This is a genomic window from Pandoraea cepalis (genome assembly GCF_902459625.1).
Classification (GTDB): domain Bacteria; phylum Pseudomonadota; class Gammaproteobacteria; order Burkholderiales; family Burkholderiaceae; genus Pandoraea; species Pandoraea cepalis.
Map to the genome: position 1 here is coordinate 626147 of NZ_CABPRY010000001.1, position 20884 is coordinate 647030.

Here is a 20884-nt window from a genome sequence, read left to right on the forward strand (position 1 = left end):
AGAGAAGCATGGTTCCGCATCTCGTCACGGCTCTGAAAGGCCCTTTGCTCGACCTGGAAAAGAAGATCCTCGATGCGACGCCCGCCATCGAGCGCTGGTTCCGGCTCGAGTGGCAGGAACATACGCCGCCGTTCTATTGTTCGGTCGACCTGCGTAATGCCGGCTTCAAGCTTGCTCCGGTCGACACCAATCTCTTCCCCGGCGGCTTCAATAATCTGGCGCCTGAGGTGCTGCCGCTTGCGGTGCAGGCGGCGATGGCCGCCATCGAGAAGATCTGCCCCGACGCCAAGAACCTGCTGCTCATTCCCGAACGGCATACGCGCAATACCTTCTACCTGCAGAACCTTGCGCGACTATCGACGATCATGCGTCACGCGGGGCTCCATGTGCGTCTGGGCAGTCTCTCGGACGACATCACCGAGCCGACCACCATCGAGTTGCCCGACGGCCAGCACGTCGTGATCGAGCCGCTCGAGCGTACACCGCGCCGGCTGGGCCTCAAGAATTTCGATCCGTGTTCGATCCTGCTCAATAACGACCTGTCCGCCGGCATTCCGCCGATTCTCGAAGGTCTGCACGAACAGTACCTCCTGCCGCCGCTGCATGCGGGGTGGGCGGTGCGCCGCAAGAGCCAGCATTTCTCGGCATATGACGACATCGTCAAGAAGTTCGCCAAGATGATCGACGTCGATCCCTGGATGCTCAACCCGTACTTCGCCAAGTGCGAGGGCATCGATTTCGACGAGCGCGTGGGGGAAGAAAAGCTCGCCGATACGGTCGACGCCGTGCTCAAGAAGATCAACAAGAAGTATCGCGAGTACGGCATCAGCGAGAAGCCGTTCGTCGTGATCAAGGCCGATGCCGGTACTTACGGCATGGGCGTGATGATGGTGCACGACGCCGCCGAGATCAAAAACCTGAATCGGCGCGAGCGCACCAAGATGAGTGTGGTCAAGGAAGGTCTCGAAGTGCATGACGTGATCGTGCAGGAAGGGGTTTACACGTTCGAGCGCATCAACGAAGCCGTGGCCGAACCGGTCGTCTACATGATCGATCGGTACGTGGTCGGCGGTTTCTACCGGGTGCACACCGGACGCGGGACCGACGAGAACCTCAACGCGCCGGGCATGCACTTCGTGCCGCTCGCCTTCGAGCATACGGCACTGCCCGATGTCCACGCCAAGCCGGGGGCGGCACCGCCCAACCGGTTCTATATGTACGGTGTGGTGGCGCGTCTGGCGCTGCTCGCGGCGTCGGTCGAACTCGAGCGCACCGATCCGGATCCGGAAACGTATTGACGCGGCATGATCGGCGCGGCGGCGAGTGGCATCCGTTCACGCCCTTTCGGTCACGCGTTGGTTTGAGATGTTTCCGAATTTGAGGTGAGGCCCTGCCCGTGCGGCGGAGGCCTTGAACGCTTCAAGTTCCGTGGGGCGAAAAGAAAAAGACGCCCGGCTGGCCCCCCGACTAGCCGGGCGTCACATTTACCGGTCGCCTCATGCAACGACCGGAAATCGGGGCTTCCCTGGGCGGTTCCCCCCCGCAAACTGGTTTCCTGCGCTCCCCCTTCGACTGTTGGATCGGTGTACTGTGCCGATCCGCCGTCTCGTTCGCGTCAGCATTGAAGCGATGATGCGACCGTTTGACGTGCACCACATCCCCCGAACGGGGGATGCGCGTCCGTCTCGACGCGGAATAGGAAATTTCCTCGGAACGGGGGTGTCTGGGAGGCACATGGAAATGCAGGGGGATTTGCGCACGGGCCTTCGTCAAATCCATCAACTGCCGGTACCGACGCTGGGCTATCTGCCGCTGTGGCTGGAGGCGCTGCGCCGACGTCTGGCGGCGGATGGCGTCGCCGCGCTCTGGTGTCATGCGTCAGCCGACCCGGCCGACCCGGCCGCGACGGCCGAGGCCACCCGCTGGTACGCACCGCAGGCACCGCTGTCAGCCTGCGAGCGCCTTGCCGCCAGCGATTGGACGATGCCGCCGGTGGCGGAGTTACAGCGCTCGCTCGCGCACGGCGAGCTGTTATGCGGTCATGCGCGGCGCTCGCGGGGCGCTCTGGGCGCGGCGCCGTCGACGTTGCGTCGTCCTCCGGAACTGGCGGAATGCCTCGCCGACGGCGACTTGCTCGACGTTTGTCTGTTGCCGGCGCCCCGGGCGTGCGGCGAGGAAGCGGCGCGCAGCGACGGCGCCGATCTGTTGGCCATCGCACCCCTCGGTGTGTTGCGATTGTTCGTGTCGCGCCGCAGGTCGCAGCCGCGTTTCACTGCGCGCGAAGTCATGGCGTTCGAGGCAGCCGCCGCTGAATTCGCCACGCCACCCAAGCGCCCCGGTTTTCCGCCGATGACGGCGATGACATCGCCTGCGCAGCCCCTTCGGCCCGAGCCGTCGGGCGCGATTGGCGACGACGTGGCGGGTACGCTCGTCTGGCATCGGCGTCAGCCGGAGTGGGCCGACCCCGCAGCGCTGACGCTCATGCGACGGGTCTGGCAACGCATGCCGGGGCGGGCTTGGCCCGACGCGTGCGTCGTGGTGCAGGCGTGCCAGACGCTGGTCGACGAACTCAGACTCCACCCATCGGATGCCTCGTCGCCGGGCGTGCCGGTCTGCACGGCGGTCGAGGTGCCGGGCGGCACGCTGCATCTGCACGCCACGCACTTGTGCGGGATGGGGGGGCGAGCGACCGAGCGCGTGCGCATTGCCCTGCACCTGGCCGTGCCGCCCGCCATCCGGCTGCTGCTGCGGCTCTGGGAGACGGGGCTGACCCCGGTGCAGCGCGAGATCGCGATGCGATTGCTTGCCGGGCAGTCGCGCGCCCAGACGCGCGAGGCTTGCGCGATTGGCGTGCAAACGCTCAAGACGCATTTGTCGCTCATGCGCGCTCGTCTGGACCCCGTGCGCGACGCATCGCTGCTGCTTGGGCTGGGCGGGACGGCGGCGCTCGGAAGCGGCGCACGTGCGCTGGGGGCGCGCGAGCGCGTGGCGCCGCTCGTCGAGGCGACGCACAGCGGCAAAATGGCGCCTCGGCTAGAATAGACGCCTGTCGCCGCTGCCCGCGGTGTGTGCATCCGAACCCCCAAAGACTCCCGCCGATCGATGCAGATTCTCTTTATCGCCGACCCGCTCGACCAGTTCAAGATCTACAAGGACACCACGTTCTCGATGATGCGCGAGGCCGCGCGTCGAGGGCACCGCATCTTTGCGTGCGAGACGCACGAGATGGCATGGCAAAACGCGGCGGTCGATGCGCGCGTCAGGGAGATTCGCCTGACGGGCGATGCGATAGCCTGGTACGACGTGGTGCAAACACGGGTGAGTGCGCTTACCGAGTTCGACGCCGTGCTCATGCGCAAGGACCCGCCGTTCGACATGGAGTACATCAACGCCACGTGGCTGCTGGAAGTCGCCGAGCGCGCCGGTGCCCGGGTGTTCAACAAGCCGAGCTCGATTCGTGATCACTCCGAAAAAATGGCGATCGCCGAGTTTGCGCAGTTCGTGACGCCGACGCTGGTCACGCGCGACGCGGACCGCCTGCGCGCCTTTCACGACGAACATGGCGACGTGATCTACAAGCCGCTCGACGGCATGGGCGGCACGGGGGTGTTCCGCATCGGGCCGGATGGCCGCAACCTTGGGTCGGTCATCGAAATGCTCGGTGAATACGGGGCCAGCTCGGTGATGGCGCAGCGCTTCATTCCCGAGATCGTGCTGGGCGACAAGCGGATTCTCGTCATCGGCGGCCAAGTCGTGCCGCACTCGCTGGCGCGCATCCCGCAGGGCAATGAAGTGCGTGGCAACCTTGCCGCCGGCGGCGTGGGCGAGGCGCGCGACCTGACGGCGCGCGATCGTCAGATTGCCGAAACACTGGCGCCGATACTCTGGCAACGTGGCCTGCTGCTCGTAGGGCTCGACGTCATCGGTGATTGCCTCACGGAAGTGAACGTCACGAGTCCGACGTGTTTCCAGGAAATTACGGAGCAAACCGGCTTCGACGTGCCGAAGATGTTCATCGACGCGCTGGAACGGGCGGTGTAAGGCAAATCCGGGGCCGGTCGGGCGTCGAGTCGTTTCAGACAGCCCCTAACTTGATGAAAATTCGGGTTTTTTGCGCGCCTGCTAAAATAACAGTCCCAAAAACGACAGGTTCGCGTTCGCCGTTGTGTTTGTCTTCCAAACACGCGCGGCGCTTGGCGTACCTAGCATCATGGCTGGAATTCTGATTATTGCTCACGCACCGCTCGCCTCGGCACTTCGCGAGTGTGTTTCGCACATCTATGGCGGTTGTCCGGCGCACATCGGCGCGATCGACGTTGTGCCCGACCAGGACACGGCGGCACTCGTCGTCACGGCGCGCGAACGCCTCGCGCAGTTGCACGAAGACAACGGCGTGCTGGTCCTCACCGATCTGTTCGGGGCCACGCCGTCGAATGTTGCTGCGCAACTCGTCGATTCGAAGGTGCGTGTGCTCTCAGGGGTGAACCTGTCGATGCTCATCAAGGCGGTGTGCTATCGCTCGGTGCCGCTCGACACGTTGGTGGAGAAGGTGCTTTCGGGCGGATCTAAAGGTATTCTGGAAGTCGGCGCGGGTGCGCCGGCCACACACACTACGTCACACTGAAACATGCTTCGACAAGAAACGACGATCGTAAATAAATTGGGCTTGCATGCCCGGGCATCGGCAAAGCTGACGCAATTGGCGGCGAAATTTCAGAGTGAGGTCTGGCTGACCCGGAATGGTCGGCGCATCAACGCGAAGAGCATCATGGGCGTCATGATGCTGGCTGCCGGGATTGGCGCGACGGTCGAAGTGGAGACTGAAGGCGCTGACGAGCAACAAGCCATGGATGAAATCCTGGCGCTCATCGCGAGCAAGTTCGGCGAAGGGGAGTAACACGCCGTTGCGGTGAGTCGCGGTGCGCCGCGAGCGTCGATCGCGCCTGTGCCCAATGGCGACTCACCGTGCCGAGCGCCGCCCGTACGCGGCAAAATACACGGACTTCGGTCGAATCATCCGCCTCTGAACCGGGAGACTTCCTTGTCTTTCACCCTGCACGGCATTCCCGTTTCCCGCGGCATCGCAATCGGACGCGCCTACTTGCTCGCGCCCGCCACGCTCGATGTTCCGCACTATCTGCTGGACCCTACCCAGGTCGACGACGAAATCGCGCGCTTTCACGGCGCGCAGGCGACCGTCCAGCACGAACTCGACACCCTCAAGGTTGAATTGCCCCACGATGCGCCGGGCGAGATGGGCGCATTCCTGGACGTTCACTCGCTGATCCTCAACGACACGCTGCTGGCCGACGCCGTCATCAGGCTGATTCGCGAGCGCCGCTACAACGCGGAATGGGCGCTGACCACCCAGCTCGAGGTGCTCGTCGCCCGTTTCGAGGAGATCGACGATGAGTATCTGCGAGAGCGCCGCGCCGACATCGAACAGGTGACCGAGCGCGTACTCAAGGCGCTCGCCGGTGCACCCGGCATTCGCCATGTGGTGGCTGAGACGCCACGCGACGACATGATCGTCGTGGCCCGCGACATCGCGCCGGCCGACATGCTTCAATTCAAGTCACAGACGTTCAAAGGCTTCGTCACCGATCTTGGCGGCAAGACGTCGCATACGGCCATCGTCGCGCGCAGCCTGGGCATTCCGGCGGCGGTCGGCGTCGCGCAGGCCAGCCTGCTCATCAAGCAGGACGACGTCATCATCATCGACGGCGATCACGGTATCGTCATCGTCGACCCGGCGCCGATCGTGCTCGAGGAGTACAGCTACCGCCAAAGCGAGCGTGCGCTCGAGGAGCGCCGTCTCCAGCGTTTGAAGCATTCGCCCGCGCAGACGATCGACGGCACCCACATCGCGTTGCTGGCCAACATCGAATTGCCGGAGGACGCAGCGACGGCGGTCGCCGCCGGCGCGGTGGGAGTGGGGCTGTTCCGCACGGAATTCCTCTTCATGAACGAAAAGGAGGCGCCGGCGGAAGAGGCGCAGTTCGAGGCGTACAAGCGCGCCGTCGAATCGATGCGAGGTCTGCCGTTGACGATCCGGACCATCGACGTGGGCGCCGACAAGCCGCTCGACAGTCATGAGTCGTACGAGACGGCGCCGAACCCCGCTCTGGGGCTGCGGGCCATTCGGTGGAGCCTCTCCGAGCCGCGCATGTTCCTCACGCAGTTGCGCGCGATTTTGCGTGCGTCGGCGTTCGGCAAGGTGCAGATTTTGTTCCCGATGATCGCGCATGCGCAGGAAATCGACCAGACACTCGAACTCGTTCGTGAAGCGAAGGCGCAGCTCGACGCGGCGGGCCTGCTCTACGACCCGGGCGTGAAGCTGGGCGCGATGATCGAAGTGCCGGCGGCGGCGCTCACGGTGTCGATGTTCCTCAAGCGGCTCGACTTCCTGTCCATTGGCACGAACGACCTGATTCAATACACGCTCGCGATCGATCGCGCGGACAACGCCGTCGCCCATCTATACGACCCGCTGCATCCGGCGGTGCTGCGACTCATCGCCATGACCATTCGCGAAGCGCATGCGTTTGGCGTGCCGGTGGCCGTATGCGGGGAGATGGCGGGCGATCCGACGGCGACCCGTCTACTGCTCGGCATGGGCCTGCGCGAGTTTTCAATGCATCCGAGCCAACTGCTGCAGGTCAAGCAGGAGATCCTGCGGGCGCATCTGCCGGATCTGGAGCGGCCGGTCCAGGAGCTGCTCGCCGCCACTGAACCCGAGGAGATGCAGGCGGCGCTGGCGCGCCTGGCGGCGGCCTGACGGGCAGGCCGGGGCATCGCGCATCCCCCAACTACGAAAAAAGCGGGTCTCCTGTCGCAGGGGCACGCTTTTTTTCGCCCGCGCTCACCGGGCATTGAGCGCGATTGGAGTGTTCGTGCGACGCCGGGTCAACGTCGGCCGGACCCTATGCCTTCAGTGGCGCTGGCCGCAGACCTTGCACTCCGGATTGCGGGCGCAGTGCATGGTGTGCCAGCTCATTCTGAGGGCGTCGAGCATCTGTAGGCGCCCAACGAGCGGCTTCCCGATGCCCGTGATGAGCTTGATCGCCTCGGCCGCCTGCATGCTGCCGATAATGCCTACGAGCGGGGCGAGAACCCCCATCGTGGCGCAGGCCTGCTCAGGGAAGGGTTCGTCGGCGGGAAAGATGCATTCGTAGCACGGCGACGCGTCGTCGCGCACGTCGAATACGCTGATCTGTCCGTCGAAGCGCAGGGCCGCGCCGGACACGAGCGGCACCCTCGCCGTGACACAAGCCCGATTGACGGCGTGACGTGTGGTGAAGTTGTCCGACCCATCGAGCACCACGGTGGCGCCGCGGGCGAGCGTTGTGAGCTGCGCTTCGTCCACCCGTTCGGTGACGACGTCGACGACCACGCCGGGATTGATCTGCGCAATGCGATCGCGTCCGGAGACCACCTTGGGCCGCCCGACGCTGCCTGTGTCGTGAAGAATCTGTCGTTGCAGGTTGGTGAGATCGACGTCGTCGTCGTCGATCAGCGTGATGCGTCCGATGCCGGAGGCCGCGAGGTAAAGCGCGGCGGGCGAGCCGAGACCGCCTGCGCCCACGATCACGGCGTGGGCCGCGAGCAGACGCTCCTGACCCTCGATACCGAGTTCGTCGAGCAGGATATGGCGGGAGTAACGCAGCAACTGGTCGTCGTTCATCGCAAAACGGAAAAGAATAAAAAAACCGTGCCGGCTTTCGCGGGCACGGTTTGTAGTGTAAAGCCGATGCTTACTTCTTGTCCGACGGTTTGGCCGGCGTCGCGGCAGGGCTGGCGGCCTTGGACGCGTCCTTCGGCATCGGGCCGGCATTGGCTTCCAGACGGGACTTCGTGCGTTGGACCGGCTCGCCCTTGAGCTGGTGAACGGCCTGCTGCAGCATGAAGTCGTCGGCGCTGCCCAGATCCGGCAGGCGAGCGTCTCGCTCCTTCTTGCGCTCTTCCGGCGTCTTCTTGGCGTTCTCTTCCTCGAGGCGGCGCAATTCTTCCAGTCGACGGGCTTCGCGGGCGTCGATGGCCTTCTGCTCGTCAGGTTTCTGCGTGTTGTGCAGATGGTTCTGGTAGTCGATTTCGCGCGTCACCAGCACGTCTTCCGGATCGCCCTTCGGATTCTGGTCGACCGGCACGTCCGGCGTGATACCGATGGATTGGATCGAGCGCCCGCTCGGCGTGTAGTAGTAGGCCGTGGTCAGACGCAGCGCCGTGTCCGGCGACAGTTGACGCACGGTCTGCACGGAGCCCTTGCCGAAGGTCGTCTTGCCCATGATCAGCGCGCGCTTCGAATCCTGCAGCGCACCGGACACGATCTCCGAGGCCGACGCCGAGTAGGCATTCACCAGCACGACCATCGGCACCGTCTTCCAGAAGGCGGCTTCGCCCTTGAGCGGATCCTCCGGGCTCGCCGACAGACGGTAGTTGTCGAAGGTGGCCGTGTACTTCTGCTTGGCGTCTTCGATCTGGCCGTTGGTCGTCACGACCGTGGCACCTTCCTTCATGAAGGCTGCCGACACGCCGACGGCCGACTGCAGAATGCCGCCACCGTTGTTGCGCAGGTCGAGCACCAGACCCTTGATCGGTTGATCCTTGGCCAGCTCCTGCAGCTTCTTGGCCAGATCCGGCACCGTGCGTTCCTGGAAGCTCGTGATGCGCACGTAAGCGATGCCCGGCTCGAGCATCTTGCCCTTGATGCTTTGGACGCGAATCTCAGCACGTACGATGGACACCGGGAACGTGCGCTCGTCCGACTTGCGGTAGATGGTCAGCGTGACCTTGCTGCCGGGCGCGCCGCGCATGCGCTTGACCGCCTGATCAAGGGTCATGCCGCGCACGGGTTTGTCGTCGATGCGGGTGATGAGGTCGCCAGGCTTGAGGCCCGCCTTGAAGGCCGGGCTGTCTTCGATCGGCGAGATGACCTTCACGAGGCCGTCTTCCTGAGAGATCTCGATGCCAAGACCGGCGAAGCGGCCACGCGTCTGTTCCTGCAACTCCTTGTATTCGTCCTTGTCGAGATAGGACGAATGCGGATCGAGGCTGGACACCATGCCCTTGATGGCTGCGGTCAGGAGCTTCTTGTCGTCGACCGGCTGCACATATTCGCGCTTGATTTGACCGAACACTTCGGCCAGCAGCCGGAGCTGTTCGAGCGGCAACGGCGTGGTAGCGGTTTGTGCGGAAGCCTGCGAGAACGCGAGGGTGGCAGCCGCACCGGTTGCGAGGCCCAGCACGATCAGGCCGATGTGTTTGAGGGTTTGGCGCATATAGGCGTGGAAATTCCGGATTTTTCGGGGCGCCCGCCAAGGGGCGCGCGCACTTTGGCGAAGTATAACCGTTTGCCCGCAGGGCGGGCATTGCCCATTCGACAGGGAGTTTTCCGGAGTGGTTCTACGAAAAGTTCCGGTTGCGGCGACTTTGTGGGGGATGTTTCCGGGACGAGGCTCGATAACGGCGGGCTTTCGCTGGCGGAGCGAGCATTGGCGAGGATTGGACCTCGCGGGGCAGGATGCCCGAAAGCGATGAAAATCGTGTTACGGCGCGTTACTGGAAGGGGCAGCGGGGGTGTTCTTGGGGAAGTGCAGCAAAAGCGGCGCAAGGGAGGAACGTAGCGGCGCGCCAAACGGGGGGCGAGCGCGCCGCAAGGGGGCGGCGCGCTCGGTGTCGGCAATTGACGCAGGCGAGGGTCGACGATTACTTCGACTTGCCTTGCGCGGCCACGGCGGCCAGCGCGCCGGCGATCTTCTCCGCGTCGCCCAGGTAGTAATGCCGGATCGGCTGGAGGTCGGCGTCCAGCTCGTACACCAGCGGCGTGCCGTTCGGGATGTTCAGACCGGCGATATCGTCGTCCGAAATGTTGTCGAGATGCTTGACGAGCGCACGCAGCGAGTTGCCATGCGCGGCGACGAGCACCTGCTTGCCGGCCCGCACGGCCGGGGCGATCGACTCGTTCCACAACGGCAGCACGCGCGCCACGGTGTCCTTCAGGCATTCCGTAAGCGGAATCTCGTCGCGCTTGAGCTTGGCGTAACGCGGGTCGCGGTACGAACTGCGCTCGTCATCCGCGGCGAGCGGCGGCGGCGGCGTGTCGTAGCTGCGGCGCCAGACGTGCACCTGATCGTCGCCGTACTTGGCGGCGGTCTCGGCCTTGTTCAGGCCGGCAAGCGCACCGTAGTGACGCTCGTTCAGGCGCCAGCTATGGATGACGGGAATCCACATCTGGTCCATGGCGTCTTGCACATGCCAGAGCGTGCGGATCGCCCGCTTGAGGACCGACGTATAGGCGAGATCGAACGTGTAGCCGGCGTCAGAGAGCAATTTGCCGGCCTGAATGGCTTCGGCAGCGCCCTTCTCGGTCAGGTCGACGTCGACCCAGCCGGTGAAGCGATTTTCCTTGTTCCACGTCGATTCGCCGTGGCGGATGAGAACGAGCTTGTACATGAGAAAACGTCAGTCAGAGTTGGAAAGCGGGGGCAGCCGGCGAGCGCATTGCTACACGCCGCGCCTTGCGCAGCAAGGCCCGGCAAGGGGATTTGCGGCAGCAATTCAGAGACGTTCGGGGGCGCGGCGAAGGGGCCGCCGACGTCCGGCGCAGCGATTGGCAACGCAACCCGTCGGCGCAATCACGGATTATTTTATAATGATCGGATTCTTTTGATATTTTTCAGGTGGTTTGTGACGTTCTTTACTGATTACACCAACCTCGCGCTGATCGCCATTGCCCTCGTTTCTGGGGGCATGCTGGCATGGCCCGTAGTCAAGCGCGGCGGGCGCGGTCTGTCGACTGTGGAAGCGACCCAGCTCATCAACCGTAAAGGCGCCGTGGTGCTCGATGTGCGTTCTGGCGAAGAGTTCGCCGCAGGCCACTTGCCCTCCGCGCGCAACCTGCCGCTCGACGACGTCGAACAAAAGGTCGGGCAGGTCATCAAGAACAAGGCCGCACCGGTCCTGATCGTGTGCAAGAACGGGCAGGGCGCCGCGCGCGTCCAGACGTTGCTGCGCGGTCTCGGCTACGCCGAGGCGTTCAGCCTCCAGGGCGGGATTGCCACCTGGCAGGAAGCCGGCCTGCCGGTCGTGAAGTAATCGAGGAATCGCCAGTCATGCCGAAGATCGTGATGTACAGCACGCAAGTGTGCCCGTATTGCCAGATGGCGGAGCGACTGCTGCGTCAGCGTGGCGTTCAGGAAATCGAGAAGGTTCTGATCGACAAGGAACCCGCCCGCCGCGAGGAAATGATGACGCGCACGGGGCGCCGCACCGTGCCGCAGATCTACATCGACGAGCGCCACATCGGCGGTTACGACGATCTGTCGGCACTCGACCGTGCCGGCGGCCTCGTGCCGCTCTTGCAAGCCGCCTGATACCGCCCGCAAAATAGTGCGCCCAGCCGCGTGTCTGCGCGGCTGTCTTATCCCAAGGAAACAAAATGTCCGACCAGAATCAGCCGTTTTTCAGCATCCAGCGCGCTTACTTGAAAGATTTGTCGCTCGAGCAGCCGAATTCGCCCGCGATCTTCCTCGAGCAAGAGATGCCGACCGTGGAAGTGCAACTGGACGTCGCCGCCGAACGCCTGGCCGAGGAAATCTTCGAAGTCGCCGTGATTGCCACCGTGACGGCCAAGATCAAGGACAAGGTTGCGTTCCTGGTCGAAGGTAAGCAAGCCGGTATCTTCGAAATTCGCAACGTGCCGGTCGAACAGCTCGACCCCCTCATTGGCATTGCTTGCCCGACGATCGTCTACCCGTACCTGCGTGCCAACGTGGCCGATGCCATCAGCCGTGCCGGTTTCCAGCCGATCCATCTGGCCGAAGTGAATTTCCAGGCACTGTACGAACAGCGACTGGCGCAACTGGCTGAGCAACAAGCGGCCAACGGCGAAACGCCGGCCCCGGGCATCGTGATGCCCGACGGCTCGGCCGCCCAGACCCACTAAGCGCTTGCGCTTGATCGACGCGACGGCCGGCCCGGCGTCAGCCTTCGCGTCGAGGCCTCTCTCATGAAGATTGCCGTATTCGGTGCAGGTGCCTGGGGCACCGCGATGGCGAGTCACATGGCGGCACGCCATGAGGTTGTCCTTTGGGCGCGCGATGCGGCGCTCGTTAAGCAACTGAGCGCCTCGCACGAAAATTCCCTCTACCTCCCTGGTTCGCCGCTGTCGCCTCGTCTGCGATTCGAAGCCGACTTCGCGACGGCGCTCACGCATGGCACGGGTGAACGCGCCTTGTGCGTAGCGGCTGTGCCCGTGGCCGGCCTGCGGGCACTGGCCGGCCATATGGCGCTTGCGGCCGATGCGCCGCACAACCTGATCTGGCTGTGCAAGGGTTTCGAGTCCGATACCGGACTGCTGCCACACCAGATCGTTGCCGAGGTCTTCCCACAGGTGGCGGGCGGCGCGCTCTCCGGGCCGAGTTTCGCCCGCGAAGTCGCCCAGGGACTGCCGGCGGCGCTGACCATTGCGAGCGCGGTGCCGTCGCTGTGCGAACTGACGATCGCCGCATGTCACTTCGGCGCGCTGCGCATCTATTCGAGTGACGACGTGGTCGGCGTCGAGGTCGGCGGCGCCGTGAAGAACGTGCTCGCCATCGCCACGGGTGTCAGTGACGGACTCGGTCTGGGACTCAATGCCCGCGCGGCGCTCGTCACGCGGGGCCTGGCCGAAATGACCCGCCTGGGCGTCGCGCTGGGCGGCAAGCCCGAGACGTTCATGGGGCTGGCCGGCATGGGGGATCTGATCCTGACGGCAACGGGCGATCTTTCGCGCAATCGCACCGTCGGTCTGCAACTGGCGTCGGGCAAGTCGCTCGACGACGTGCTGGCATCGTTGGGGCACGTCGCGGAAGGCGTACGATGTGCACGTGCGGTGCGCGATCTGGCCCGCGCGCATGGGGTTGAAATGCCAATTACCGACGCGGTATGCGCTACGCTGTTCGAGGGGCTACCCGCCCGTGCGGCGGTGGAATCCCTGCTGCGGCGCGATGCCCGCGCGGAACGCGAGGACGATACCCCTGCGGGCTGAGGTCACTGGCAAATTGCGGCGGTTGTCCGGTCTTGCCCGGCGCGGCATGACCGGCCTGCGATGTTTCGCAGGAGGGTCGGCGCGCCGTTTCCCCGATGGCGGAATCCCGTCGTCGGCACTCGCACAAGGGAGTCGAACCCATGTCGCCAGTTGCCCATCTCCATACCTCCGAAGGCGATATTACGCAATCGTCGGTCGATGCCATCGTGAATGCCGCGAACGAATCGCTGCTGGGCGGTGGCAGTGTCGACGGGGCGATCCATCGTGCCGCCGGCCCGGAATTGCTGGACGCCTGTCGCAAATTGCGGGGTTGCGCGACGGGACAGGCCAAGCTCACACCGGGATTTCGACTCAAGGCGAAATACGTGATTCATACGGTGGGGCCCGTATGGCACGGCGGCGCGAACGATGAGCCTGCGCTGCTCGCGAGCTGCTATCGCGAGAGCTTGCGTCTGGCGGCGGCGCACGGCTGTCGCAGCGTAGCGTTTCCGGCCATCAGTTGCGGCATCTACGGTTATCCCCCCGAGTTGGCGGTGCCGCTGGCTGTCTTCGCCGTGCGCGACGCGCTGCCGCATTTCCCGAGCATCGAGCACGTCGAGTTCGTTTGCTTCGACGGTGCGATGCTGGCGCGTTATCGCGCCGAATTGGCGAGTCAGGACCCGCCGGCGTAACCCTGTTGACGCCACGCCTCGAAGACCACGACGGCAACCGTATTCGAAAGATTGAGGCTGCGATTGCCGGGGCGCATCGGCAGACGCACGCGCTGCGTCGTGGCGAATGTATCGAGCAGTTCCGGGGCGAGGCCGCGGGTTTCCGATCCGAACACGAACCAATCGCCCTCGGCAAACGACAGCTCGCCGAACGGGCGCGAACCGCGCGTCGTCAACGCGAACATGCGCGTGGGATCCGGCGCTTCTGCGCTCAGAAACGCGGCCCAATCCCGGTGGACCTTCATCTCGGCATACTCGTGATAGTCGAGCCCGGCGCGGCGCATACGCGCGTCGTCGAGCGGGAAGCCTAGCGGTTCGATCAGGTGCAGGCGCGCGCCCGTATTGGCACACAGGCGAATGACGTTGCCGGTGTTCGGCGGAATTTCGGGGCTGACGAGAACAACGTTGAACATGAGCGTTGAGGCAGAGTTATGAGGTGAGCGGCGTGCGCAATGCGACTGCCGCAATCACATGCGTTGCGCCGGCGCGTTTGAGGGCGGCGGCCGCGGCGTCGCACGTCGCACCCGTCGTCATCACGTCGTCGATAAGCACAATCCGACGCCCACGGACTTGGTCGCTCGCGACGAAGGCGCCGCGCAGGTTGCGTCGGCGTTCATCGCGCGAGAGGCGTCGCTGCGCGGCGGTCGTTCGCTCGCGGTGCAGCACGTGGGCGCTGGCGGGCAGATGCGACCGCCGCGACGCGACCCGCGCGAGTTCCCACGCCTGGTTGAACCCCCGCGTCGCGAGTCGCGAGGGCGCCAGCGGCACGGGCACCAGCAGCGCAGCCTCGTCTCGGCAATTCGAGAGGGCATCGCCGAGGCGTTCGCCGAACTCGCGCGCGAATGGCAGGGCGCCTTGATATTTCAGACGAATCATCAGCGTATCGAGCGGTGCCACGTAGTCTGCGAGGGTCAGTGTCGTATCGAACGCGGGTCGTAACCGCAGACATTGTCCGCACACGGGCGGGGGTGAGGTGCGGCAAATTGTCGCACCTCCTATACCCTGCGCGTCGGTTTCGTCCGCGCAAGTGGGCCGCGATGGCAATGCGACCGCACATTGACGACAGCGCAGCGGCGCATCAGGCCGGTCGGCATCGAAGGCGTGTGAGCAACCGACACAGATCTGCCGCGGTGCGCGCCGGTGGCAAAGCGCGCAGTGATCGGGCAACGTCATGCGCAGCCACCCGCCAGCAAGCTTGGCGAGCGTTGGCAAGGTGGCATGGAGGAAGGGCAAGACGATAGCGGCGATGAAGTGGTGTGGAAGGCGGCGCGGTCGACGTCGTCGATGCTCGGCATGGGACGGCGTGCGACGGGGCGCGTGGCGGTGCCCGATGCGTTCGGTTAGCAACGAGTATACTGCCGACTCGCCTTTTCGCCCGTCCCATGAAGCCTTCCGCCGCTCCCCCGACCCCGTCCTCCGCGTTCTCCACTCGCTTTTTGCGCACTGCGTTCGACCGCCGAGCGCCGAACTGGCCGCAGGCCGACTTCCTGATGCGGGAGGTGGCGTCGCGGCTCGCGAGCCGACTCGATTACATCAAGCTGAAGCCGACCCGCGTGCTCGATGCCGGATGCGGCACGGGCGGCGATTTGCTGAGCTTCGGCGAGCGTTACCCCGAGGCGTATCGCGTGGGGCTCGATGCGTCGCTCGCGATGGTCAAGGCCGCCGCGGCGGCAGGCGCAGCAACCGGCTGGCGCCGACTGCTGCGCAGTGCGCCGCCCTATGGCCTCGTGCAGGCCGATTTCTCCGCGCTGCCGTTCGCGCCGCGCACCTTCGATCTCGTCTGGTCGAACCTCGCGCTCCATTGGTATCGCGAGCCGCATCGCGTCATTCCCGAGTGGCATCGCGTGCTTGGTAACGACGGTTTGCTGATGTTTTCGGCCTATGGTCCCGACACCCTGCGGGAGTTGCGAGCGGCGTGGGCGGAAGTCGATGACGTGCCGCATGCCCTCGAGCCGACGGACATGCATGACTTGGGCGACATGATGGTGGCGAGTGGATTCGATACCCCCGTCACGGACATGGAGCGCCTCACGCTGACGTTCGAAACGCCTGACACGTTGCTGCGCGACGTGCGGTTGCTCGGCGTGAATCCACGACCCGAGCGTCGCCGGGGCCTCACCGGGCGGGCGCGTCTTGCGGCTTTGCGTGCGGCGCTGGAACGACAGCGCGGTGCGGACGGCACGATCGCATTGACGTTCGAACTCGTCTACGGGCACGCCTGGAAAATTCCCGAGAAGACCGATGCGGCCGGCAATGCCGTCGTTCGCCTTCAGGACATCGGACGCGGCGGCCGGCCTCGCTGAGTTTCGCCGCGTTTCGCGGACCCGCCACCTCCCGCTGGCGCCCTGACGACCCACCGTATCCTGCGTCCTACACGACCTTGCAGGTGTTCCGCGCACGTCCGATTCGCTTAAATGACGCTTCACGGCGTGCATGAGCACAGGGCCTTGCGGATTGCCTTCGCTACGCCACGCCATCGAATCGCCTTCGGGCGAGACATCGGGAGGTCGGGGTGGGGAACCAGCACGAAACGTGGGCGGCGTCGCCGCAGGTCGAACCTGCGCAACGCGAAACAACGCGCGATCGCCAGAGGCTGCGCGTCGATGGCGCCTTTCTGCGACCGACCTCCCCCGTTTTCACGGCGATTGACGGCCTGTGTCGCGCCACGGTTCACCTCAAGCTCGAAGGTCTGAACGCGGCGGGCTCCATCAAGCTGAAGCCCGCGCTTCAACTCATCGAGGATCTGGAGGTGGCGGGCCGCGTTGACGTGAATACGCGGATCGTCGAGTCTTCCTCGGGCAATCTCGGGATGGCGCTGGCGATGGTGTGCGCAAATCGCGGCTACCCGTTCACTTGCGTCACGGATCCCAACACGTCGCGTCATGCGATCCGCGCCATGCAGGCGGCGGGCGCGCACGTCGTGCGCGTTGAACGTCGCGATGCGCAGGGGGGGTATCTCGGCACACGCATCGCGTGGATCCGTGAGCAAGTGGCGCGTAACCCGCGTTGGGTGTGGGTCAATCAGTACGCCAACCCAGGCAACTGGCGTGCGCACTATCGATGGACGGCGCCGGAAATCTTCGCGGCCTATCGCAACGTCGACCACTTGTTTGTCGGCGCGGGCACCACCGGCACATTGATGGGCTGCCTGCGTTACGTACGCGCCCATCGACTGCCGACCCGTGTCATTGCGGTCGATGCCGTCGGTTCGGTGACGTTTGGCGGCCCGCCGGGGCCTCGCCGCATCCCTGGACTGGGCACGAGTTGCCGCCCGGCGTTGTCTGAGGCGTCGCAGGCCGAGCCGCCGGACGCCATCGTCTACGTTGACGAGGCCGAAACCCTCCGCATGTGCCACACGCTGGCCGCGCGCGGTTTGCTCGCGGGCGGGTCCACGGGCAGCGTGTTGCGTGCCGTGCAAATGTCGTCGGGCGAGATCGCCGCCAACGACACGGTCGTCGCCGTCGCTCCCGATATGGGCGACAAATATCTCGACACCCTCTACGACCCCGATTGGGCCGCTACCTGTATCGATGGCCGCCCAAGTTCGCCATGCGGAACGTCTCCTCTCGTCGATACCGTCGATCCTTCATTGCCATGAACGCACTACCGCTACCGCAATTTCGCGTGTTCACCGGAGAGCAGGTCGGTTCGACTCTCGGGACGGGGACGGCTGCCGTTCTCGAAACGGTCGAAGCGGCGTATCGCGCGCATCACGCCGGGCGCACCGTCAATCCGGAGAGTCAGTTTCTCCGCTTTCCCGACGCGCAACGCAATCGCATCATCGCGTTGCCTGCGCACCTTCGCGATGATCACGGCGAGGCGGTGACCGGCATCAAATGGATATCGAGCTTTCCCGCGAACGTCGAACGTGGCATGCCGCGCGCGTCGGCCGTCCTCATTCTGAACGATGGGGCGACGGGCTATCCGATCGCGTGCATGGAAGCGAGCCTCATCAGCGCGGCGCGCACGGCGGCGAGCGCGATCAGCGCGCTGCGGTGTCTCGCCAGCGATGCGCTCGCCACGAAGGCGAGGGGCAATACCTCAGCGAGAAGCCTGCGCGTGGCGTTTGTCGGCGCCGGCGTGATCGCACGCCACGTGGCCGAGTGTCTGCCGCTCGCCGAACTGCCAATCGGTGACGTGACAGTGCACGACCTGAACCCGGACTACGCCACGGCACTTGCCACCCGCATCGGTATGCGCCTCGGCTACGAAGCGCGTACCGAGGCCTCGCTCGAACGTACCGTTCGTGCGTCGGACGTGATCGTGTTCACCACGACGGCGCCCTCGCCCTATGTGAACGACCCGGACTGGTTCTCTCACTGCCCCGTCGTGCTGCACCTCTCGCTTCGCGACCTTGCGCCAGCGGTCGTTCTTGCGTCCCACAACGTCGTCGACGACATCGATCATTGTCTGCGGGCGATGACCTCGCTGCATCTCGCTGAAGTCGAGACCGGTCATCGGCGCTTCGTCACGACGTCACTGCCGCATTTGCTCTGTGGCGGACAGGCGCCGGTGCGTGATCGACCGATTGTGTTTTCGCCGTTCGGTCTGGGCATCCTGGACATTGCCGTCGGGCGTTGGGTCTATGAACAGTTGGCTGCGCAGCAGGCGCCCATCCCCCATTTTTTCCACGATATGCAACGCGCATGACCTCCGTTACCTGTAGCGCCTCCTTCCCCGCCGCTCACCTCGCTTCGCCTCCCGCCGAAGGCTTCGCCGACGTCCTTGTCGGTCTGCAATATGGCGACGAAGGCAAAGCGAAGATCATCGACGCCCTCGCTGCGGGGTACGACGTGATCGCCCGATTCAATGGCGGCGCCAACGCCGGCCACACCATCGACACACCCTTCGGCCGCATCGCGCTCAAGCAACTGCCGTCAGGCGTGTTTCATCCCCACGCCACGCTGTACATCGGGTCTGGGTGCGCGCTCAACCCGTGGAAGCTGGCTGACGAGATCGAACAACTCCGCGAGATGGGCGTCTCGCTCGAGGGCCGGCTACGCATCAGTGCGCGCGCCGCGCTCGTGCAGCCCCACCACATTGCGCTGGATCGACGCGGCGGCGGCACGATCGGTACCACGGGTAACGGCATCGGGCCGTGCTACGCCGATCGCGCCTTGCGTGTGCGCAACGACAAACGCGTCAATCTGATGCTCGGCGATCTGCTCAATAGCGAGGCGGACACCGTGGCCTCGATGCGCGACGTCTTCACGCGCATGATCAACGCGGAAGGGGGAACGTCGCCCTGGGTCGCCGAAATGTCGGATCTGTTGTTGAGTCTGCCGAAAGTCGCCGACACCTTGCGCGCCTACATTGAACCCGATCGAGGATGGCTTGCGAATCGCGTGAAGCAGGGCGCCAGGGTGTTGTTCGAAGGGGCGCAGTCGGTGTTGCTCGATGTCGTTGACGGCTGTCAGCCGTATGTCACGTCGAGCCACACGGTGCCGGCATATGCGTATGTGGGGGGGGATCTGTCGCCGAAGTATCACCGTCGGACCATCGGTGTGGCGAAGGCCATCATGTCGCGCGTGGGGCGTGGCCCGTTTCCGTCGGAGTTGGGGGGCGAGCGCTCGGCGCAATATTGCGATAACGCGTCACAGTCTCACCTCGGCGTGACCGACGAGCAGGTACGCTTTTCGCCGGAGCAACTGCTGCGCTCCAACGATCCGTTCGACGTTGGCACTGCGCTTCGCATGCTCACCGGCGAGTACGGCACGGGGACGGGGCGCCCGCGTCGTATCGGCATGCTCGACCTCGCGCAGTTGCGAGAGGTCGTCAAGGCCCACGCTGTCGACTGCGTCTACCTCAACAAGGTCGACTGCCTGGCCCACTACTTCCATTCGACTTATCAGGGCGTGCCGATGCGTGTGCATCGCGATGTGTTGTCCAGCGACGTCACGCCCGACGTGCTGATCTATCCCGGACTGTCCGAGCATTCACTCACACTCGGACGCGAAGGCCAACTGGATGCTGCCATGCATGGCTTCGTCGATTTCGTCGAGCGGCAAATCGGCGCGCCGCTGGCCGGCATCGGACTGGGGCCGGAACGGGCCAGCCTGGTATCGCTGAGCGCGCATCAACCGGCGCTTGTGGCCGCGGCGTCCCCGCATGTCTGATCGGCATGCGGAGAGCGGCGTTGAAACGTGCATGCCCGGCGATGGCGGGTCGGTTGAGCATGGGCAGCGGCCGTGGCGAGACGTCGCCGCCGTGACCCGCGGCGGCGGGGAGGCACCGTTCCCGCCGCTGCGGCCCGAGCATCTGTTCTTCAACCTGTCGCTCATGCCGTATGCCACGCATCCGCTGGTCTGTGAACGCGGTCAGGCGGCTCGGCAGCAGTTGAGTGCGCGCCGTCTGGCCGATTACCTGAACAAAACGGAACGTGTCGAACTACACATCGTGAATCGCGCCATCGAGCAGATGCTCGACATTGCTGGCATCGCGTCGGTCAGCCGTGACGATCTGCTCGCCATCTACACGGACGAGGGCTTTCACACGTGGATGATGGAGCGCTTCCGCGGACAACTGTTGAAACAGGCGGGGTATGAGCTGGCGCGAACGCCATCGCTGAGTGTCGTGCGCGTGCTGGCGTTGTGTGAGGCGGTGCCCGAAACGCATCGCGAGATGGCCATCGTCGCAGCGGCAACGGTGACCGAGACGTTGATCACAGGCACGCTGCGGCAGGCGGGGGCCGGTGACGACATCTACCCGCCCGTGCGCGCAATGCTGAGCGAACATGGCGCCGACGAACGACGTCATCAGGCGGCGTTTGTCCGCTTTTCCAGCGAGTGGATACCGTCGTTATCCCCAGCGGACCGCGCGTTTCTCGACACGCTGCTTCCTGACCTGATGACCGCGTTCCTTGCGCCTGAATTACCGGTGTGGCGAGCGCATCTGTGTGCCGTCGGGCTGGATGCCACTGAAGCCGAACTTGTGATCCGCGAGAGCATCGACCCGCTCGAAGTGGGCGTGCAGATGATGGAAGCGGCGCGGGTGCCACGGCGTTTGTTCGAGCGATTGGGTATGGCCTGTGTGGAACGCTTCGCGCAACAAGCGAGTCGCTGGCGGCCGCCTTGATCGTTGGCCACTCGAGCCGATGACGTTGCGACGCGCGCGACCATGCGGCCGAGCCGGTTCAACCCGGCGGGCA

Annotated in this window: 22 protein-coding genes; 17 read left to right on the forward strand and 5 right to left on the reverse strand. The window is 64.8% G+C overall.

The window, feature by feature from the left end; genetic code table 11:
* Window positions 1-8 precede the first annotated feature (8 nt).
* The 6 genes from gshA to ptsP all read left to right on the forward strand — a co-directional run bounded on the left by gshA (window position 9) and on the right by ptsP (window position 6778).
* Window positions 9-1298 (forward strand): glutamate--cysteine ligase, encoded by a 1290-nt coding sequence (gene gshA / locus PCE31107_RS02810; protein ID WP_017232716.1) that lies wholly within the window; start codon window positions 9-11, stop codon window positions 1296-1298.
* Window positions 1299-1734: 436 nt separating this feature from the next.
* On the forward strand, window positions 1735-3042 hold the full coding sequence (locus tag PCE31107_RS02815) for a helix-turn-helix transcriptional regulator (protein WP_150606358.1): 1308 nt from the start codon (window positions 1735-1737) through the stop codon (window positions 3040-3042).
* 60 nt (window positions 3043-3102) lie between these two features.
* Complete coding sequence (gene gshB, locus PCE31107_RS02820; protein WP_150606360.1) at window positions 3103-4041, forward strand: glutathione synthase; 939 nt, start codon at window positions 3103-3105, stop codon at window positions 4039-4041.
* Between the two features lie 169 nt (window positions 4042-4210).
* A complete protein-coding gene (locus tag PCE31107_RS02825; protein WP_150606362.1) occupies window positions 4211-4624 on the forward strand; it encodes a PTS sugar transporter subunit IIA in 414 nt (137 codons plus the stop codon).
* Window positions 4625-4627: 3 nt separating this feature from the next.
* A complete protein-coding gene (locus PCE31107_RS02830) occupies window positions 4628-4897 on the forward strand; it encodes an HPr family phosphocarrier protein (protein ID WP_017232712.1) in 270 nt (89 codons plus the stop codon).
* A gap of 144 nt (window positions 4898-5041) precedes the next feature.
* Entirely contained in the window at window positions 5042-6778 is a 1737-nt protein-coding gene (gene ptsP / locus PCE31107_RS02835) for a phosphoenolpyruvate--protein phosphotransferase (RefSeq protein WP_130024737.1), read from the forward strand.
* A 153-nt stretch (window positions 6779-6931) separates the two neighbouring features.
* On the opposite strand, the gene PCE31107_RS02840 is transcribed toward ptsP, so the two are convergent.
* From PCE31107_RS02840 to gpmA, 3 genes are all read right to left on the reverse strand, one after another.
* Entirely contained in the window at window positions 6932-7684 is a 753-nt protein-coding gene (locus PCE31107_RS02840; RefSeq protein WP_150606364.1) for a HesA/MoeB/ThiF family protein, read from the reverse strand.
* A 70-nt stretch (window positions 7685-7754) separates the two neighbouring features.
* Entirely contained in the window at window positions 7755-9278 is a 1524-nt protein-coding gene (locus PCE31107_RS02845; protein WP_150606366.1) for a S41 family peptidase, read from the reverse strand.
* A gap of 427 nt (window positions 9279-9705) precedes the next feature.
* Window positions 9706-10452, reverse strand: a complete 747-nt coding sequence (gene gpmA, locus PCE31107_RS02850; RefSeq protein WP_150606368.1) for a 2,3-diphosphoglycerate-dependent phosphoglycerate mutase — start codon at window positions 10450-10452, stop codon at window positions 9706-9708.
* Between the two features lie 234 nt (window positions 10453-10686).
* Here gpmA and PCE31107_RS02855 point away from each other — a divergent pair, with 234 nt between their 5' ends.
* The 5 genes from PCE31107_RS02855 to PCE31107_RS02875 all read left to right on the forward strand — a co-directional run bounded on the left by PCE31107_RS02855 (window position 10687) and on the right by PCE31107_RS02875 (window position 13698).
* Complete coding sequence (locus PCE31107_RS02855; protein ID WP_130024741.1) at window positions 10687-11094, forward strand: rhodanese-like domain-containing protein; 408 nt, start codon at window positions 10687-10689, stop codon at window positions 11092-11094.
* Between the two features lie 17 nt (window positions 11095-11111).
* On the forward strand, window positions 11112-11372 hold the full coding sequence (gene grxC / locus PCE31107_RS02860; RefSeq protein WP_017232706.1) for a glutaredoxin 3: 261 nt from the start codon (window positions 11112-11114) through the stop codon (window positions 11370-11372).
* A gap of 65 nt (window positions 11373-11437) precedes the next feature.
* Window positions 11438-11944: a protein-export chaperone SecB gene (gene secB, locus PCE31107_RS02865; RefSeq protein ID WP_017232705.1), complete on the forward strand. Its 507-nt coding sequence runs from the start codon at window positions 11438-11440 to the stop codon at window positions 11942-11944.
* A 63-nt stretch (window positions 11945-12007) separates the two neighbouring features.
* Complete coding sequence (locus tag PCE31107_RS02870) at window positions 12008-13027, forward strand: NAD(P)H-dependent glycerol-3-phosphate dehydrogenase (protein ID WP_150606370.1); 1020 nt, start codon at window positions 12008-12010, stop codon at window positions 13025-13027.
* Window positions 13028-13167: 140 nt separating this feature from the next.
* The gene (locus PCE31107_RS02875; protein ID WP_150606372.1) at window positions 13168-13698 is read left to right on the forward strand and encodes an O-acetyl-ADP-ribose deacetylase; all 531 of its coding nucleotides are present in this window, start codon (window positions 13168-13170) and stop codon (window positions 13696-13698) included.
* Here PCE31107_RS02875 and trmL read toward each other — a convergent pair.
* Window positions 13680-14150, reverse strand: a complete 471-nt coding sequence (gene trmL / locus PCE31107_RS02880; protein WP_150606374.1) for a tRNA (uridine(34)/cytosine(34)/5-carboxymethylaminomethyluridine(34)-2'-O)-methyltransferase TrmL — start codon at window positions 14148-14150, stop codon at window positions 13680-13682. The genes PCE31107_RS02875 and trmL overlap by 19 nt on opposite strands.
* A gap of 16 nt (window positions 14151-14166) precedes the next feature.
* Window positions 14167-14634, reverse strand: a complete 468-nt coding sequence (locus PCE31107_RS23275) for a ComF family protein (RefSeq protein ID WP_174966523.1) — start codon at window positions 14632-14634, stop codon at window positions 14167-14169.
* Between the two features lie 243 nt (window positions 14635-14877).
* Between PCE31107_RS23275 and PCE31107_RS23280 the strand changes: the two genes are divergently transcribed.
* From PCE31107_RS23280 to PCE31107_RS02910, 6 genes are all read left to right on the forward strand, one after another.
* Window positions 14878-15081 carry a hypothetical protein gene (locus PCE31107_RS23280; protein ID WP_174966524.1) on the forward strand — a complete coding sequence of 68 codons (204 nt, stop codon included), beginning with the start codon at window positions 14878-14880 and terminating at the stop codon, window positions 15079-15081.
* 38 nt (window positions 15082-15119) lie between these two features.
* On the forward strand, window positions 15120-16040 hold the full coding sequence (locus PCE31107_RS02890) for a methyltransferase domain-containing protein (RefSeq protein WP_150606378.1): 921 nt from the start codon (window positions 15120-15122) through the stop codon (window positions 16038-16040).
* A 209-nt stretch (window positions 16041-16249) separates the two neighbouring features.
* On the forward strand, window positions 16250-17335 hold the full coding sequence (sbnA, locus tag PCE31107_RS02895; protein ID WP_150606380.1) for a 2,3-diaminopropionate biosynthesis protein SbnA: 1086 nt from the start codon (window positions 16250-16252) through the stop codon (window positions 17333-17335).
* Window positions 17332-18387, forward strand: a complete 1056-nt coding sequence (gene sbnB, locus PCE31107_RS02900; RefSeq protein WP_150606382.1) for a 2,3-diaminopropionate biosynthesis protein SbnB — start codon at window positions 17332-17334, stop codon at window positions 18385-18387. The genes sbnA and sbnB overlap by 4 nt, the downstream gene beginning before the upstream one ends.
* Window positions 18384-19853 carry an adenylosuccinate synthetase gene (locus PCE31107_RS02905; protein WP_150606384.1) on the forward strand — a complete coding sequence of 490 codons (1470 nt, stop codon included), beginning with the start codon at window positions 18384-18386 and terminating at the stop codon, window positions 19851-19853. The genes sbnB and PCE31107_RS02905 overlap by 4 nt, the downstream gene beginning before the upstream one ends.
* Window positions 19846-20811, forward strand: coding sequence for a diiron oxygenase (locus tag PCE31107_RS02910; RefSeq protein ID WP_150606386.1), 966 nt, complete (start codon window positions 19846-19848; stop codon window positions 20809-20811). Before PCE31107_RS02905 ends, PCE31107_RS02910 begins: the two co-directional genes overlap by 8 nt.
* Window positions 20812-20884 lie beyond the last annotated feature (73 nt).

Bases quoted from the DNA above. Each gene is read 5' to 3' on its own strand.
- PCE31107_RS02875 (WP_150606372.1), top strand. From the start codon at position 13,168: ATGTCGCCAGTTGCCCATCTCCATACCTCCGAAGGCGATATTACGCAA.
- PCE31107_RS02870 (WP_150606370.1), top strand. From the start codon at position 12,008: ATGAAGATTGCCGTATTCGGTGCAGGTGCCTGGGGCACCGCGATGGCG.
- PCE31107_RS02890 (WP_150606378.1), top strand. From the start codon at position 15,120: ATGAAGCCTTCCGCCGCTCCCCCGACCCCGTCCTCCGCGTTCTCCACT.
- gshA (WP_017232716.1), top strand. From the start codon at position 9: ATGGTTCCGCATCTCGTCACGGCTCTGAAAGGCCCTTTGCTCGACCTG.
- PCE31107_RS02825 (WP_150606362.1), top strand. From the start codon at position 4,211: ATGGCTGGAATTCTGATTATTGCTCACGCACCGCTCGCCTCGGCACTT.
- gshB (WP_150606360.1), top strand. From the start codon at position 3,103: ATGCAGATTCTCTTTATCGCCGACCCGCTCGACCAGTTCAAGATCTAC.
- PCE31107_RS02815 (WP_150606358.1), top strand. From the start codon at position 1,735: ATGGAAATGCAGGGGGATTTGCGCACGGGCCTTCGTCAAATCCATCAA.
- PCE31107_RS02905 (WP_150606384.1), top strand. From the start codon at position 18,384: ATGACCTCCGTTACCTGTAGCGCCTCCTTCCCCGCCGCTCACCTCGCT.
- sbnB (WP_150606382.1), top strand. From the start codon at position 17,332: ATGAACGCACTACCGCTACCGCAATTTCGCGTGTTCACCGGAGAGCAG.
- PCE31107_RS02830 (WP_017232712.1), top strand. From the start codon at position 4,628: ATGCTTCGACAAGAAACGACGATCGTAAATAAATTGGGCTTGCATGCC.
- gpmA (WP_150606368.1), bottom strand. From the start codon at position 10,452: ATGTACAAGCTCGTTCTCATCCGCCACGGCGAATCGACGTGGAACAAG.
- PCE31107_RS02840 (WP_150606364.1), bottom strand. From the start codon at position 7,684: ATGAACGACGACCAGTTGCTGCGTTACTCCCGCCATATCCTGCTCGAC.
- trmL (WP_150606374.1), bottom strand. From the start codon at position 14,150: ATGTTCAACGTTGTTCTCGTCAGCCCCGAAATTCCGCCGAACACCGGC.
- PCE31107_RS02910 (WP_150606386.1), top strand. From the start codon at position 19,846: ATGTCTGATCGGCATGCGGAGAGCGGCGTTGAAACGTGCATGCCCGGC.
- PCE31107_RS02845 (WP_150606366.1), bottom strand. From the start codon at position 9,278: ATGCGCCAAACCCTCAAACACATCGGCCTGATCGTGCTGGGCCTCGCA.
- secB (WP_017232705.1), top strand. From the start codon at position 11,438: ATGTCCGACCAGAATCAGCCGTTTTTCAGCATCCAGCGCGCTTACTTG.
- grxC (WP_017232706.1), top strand. From the start codon at position 11,112: ATGCCGAAGATCGTGATGTACAGCACGCAAGTGTGCCCGTATTGCCAG.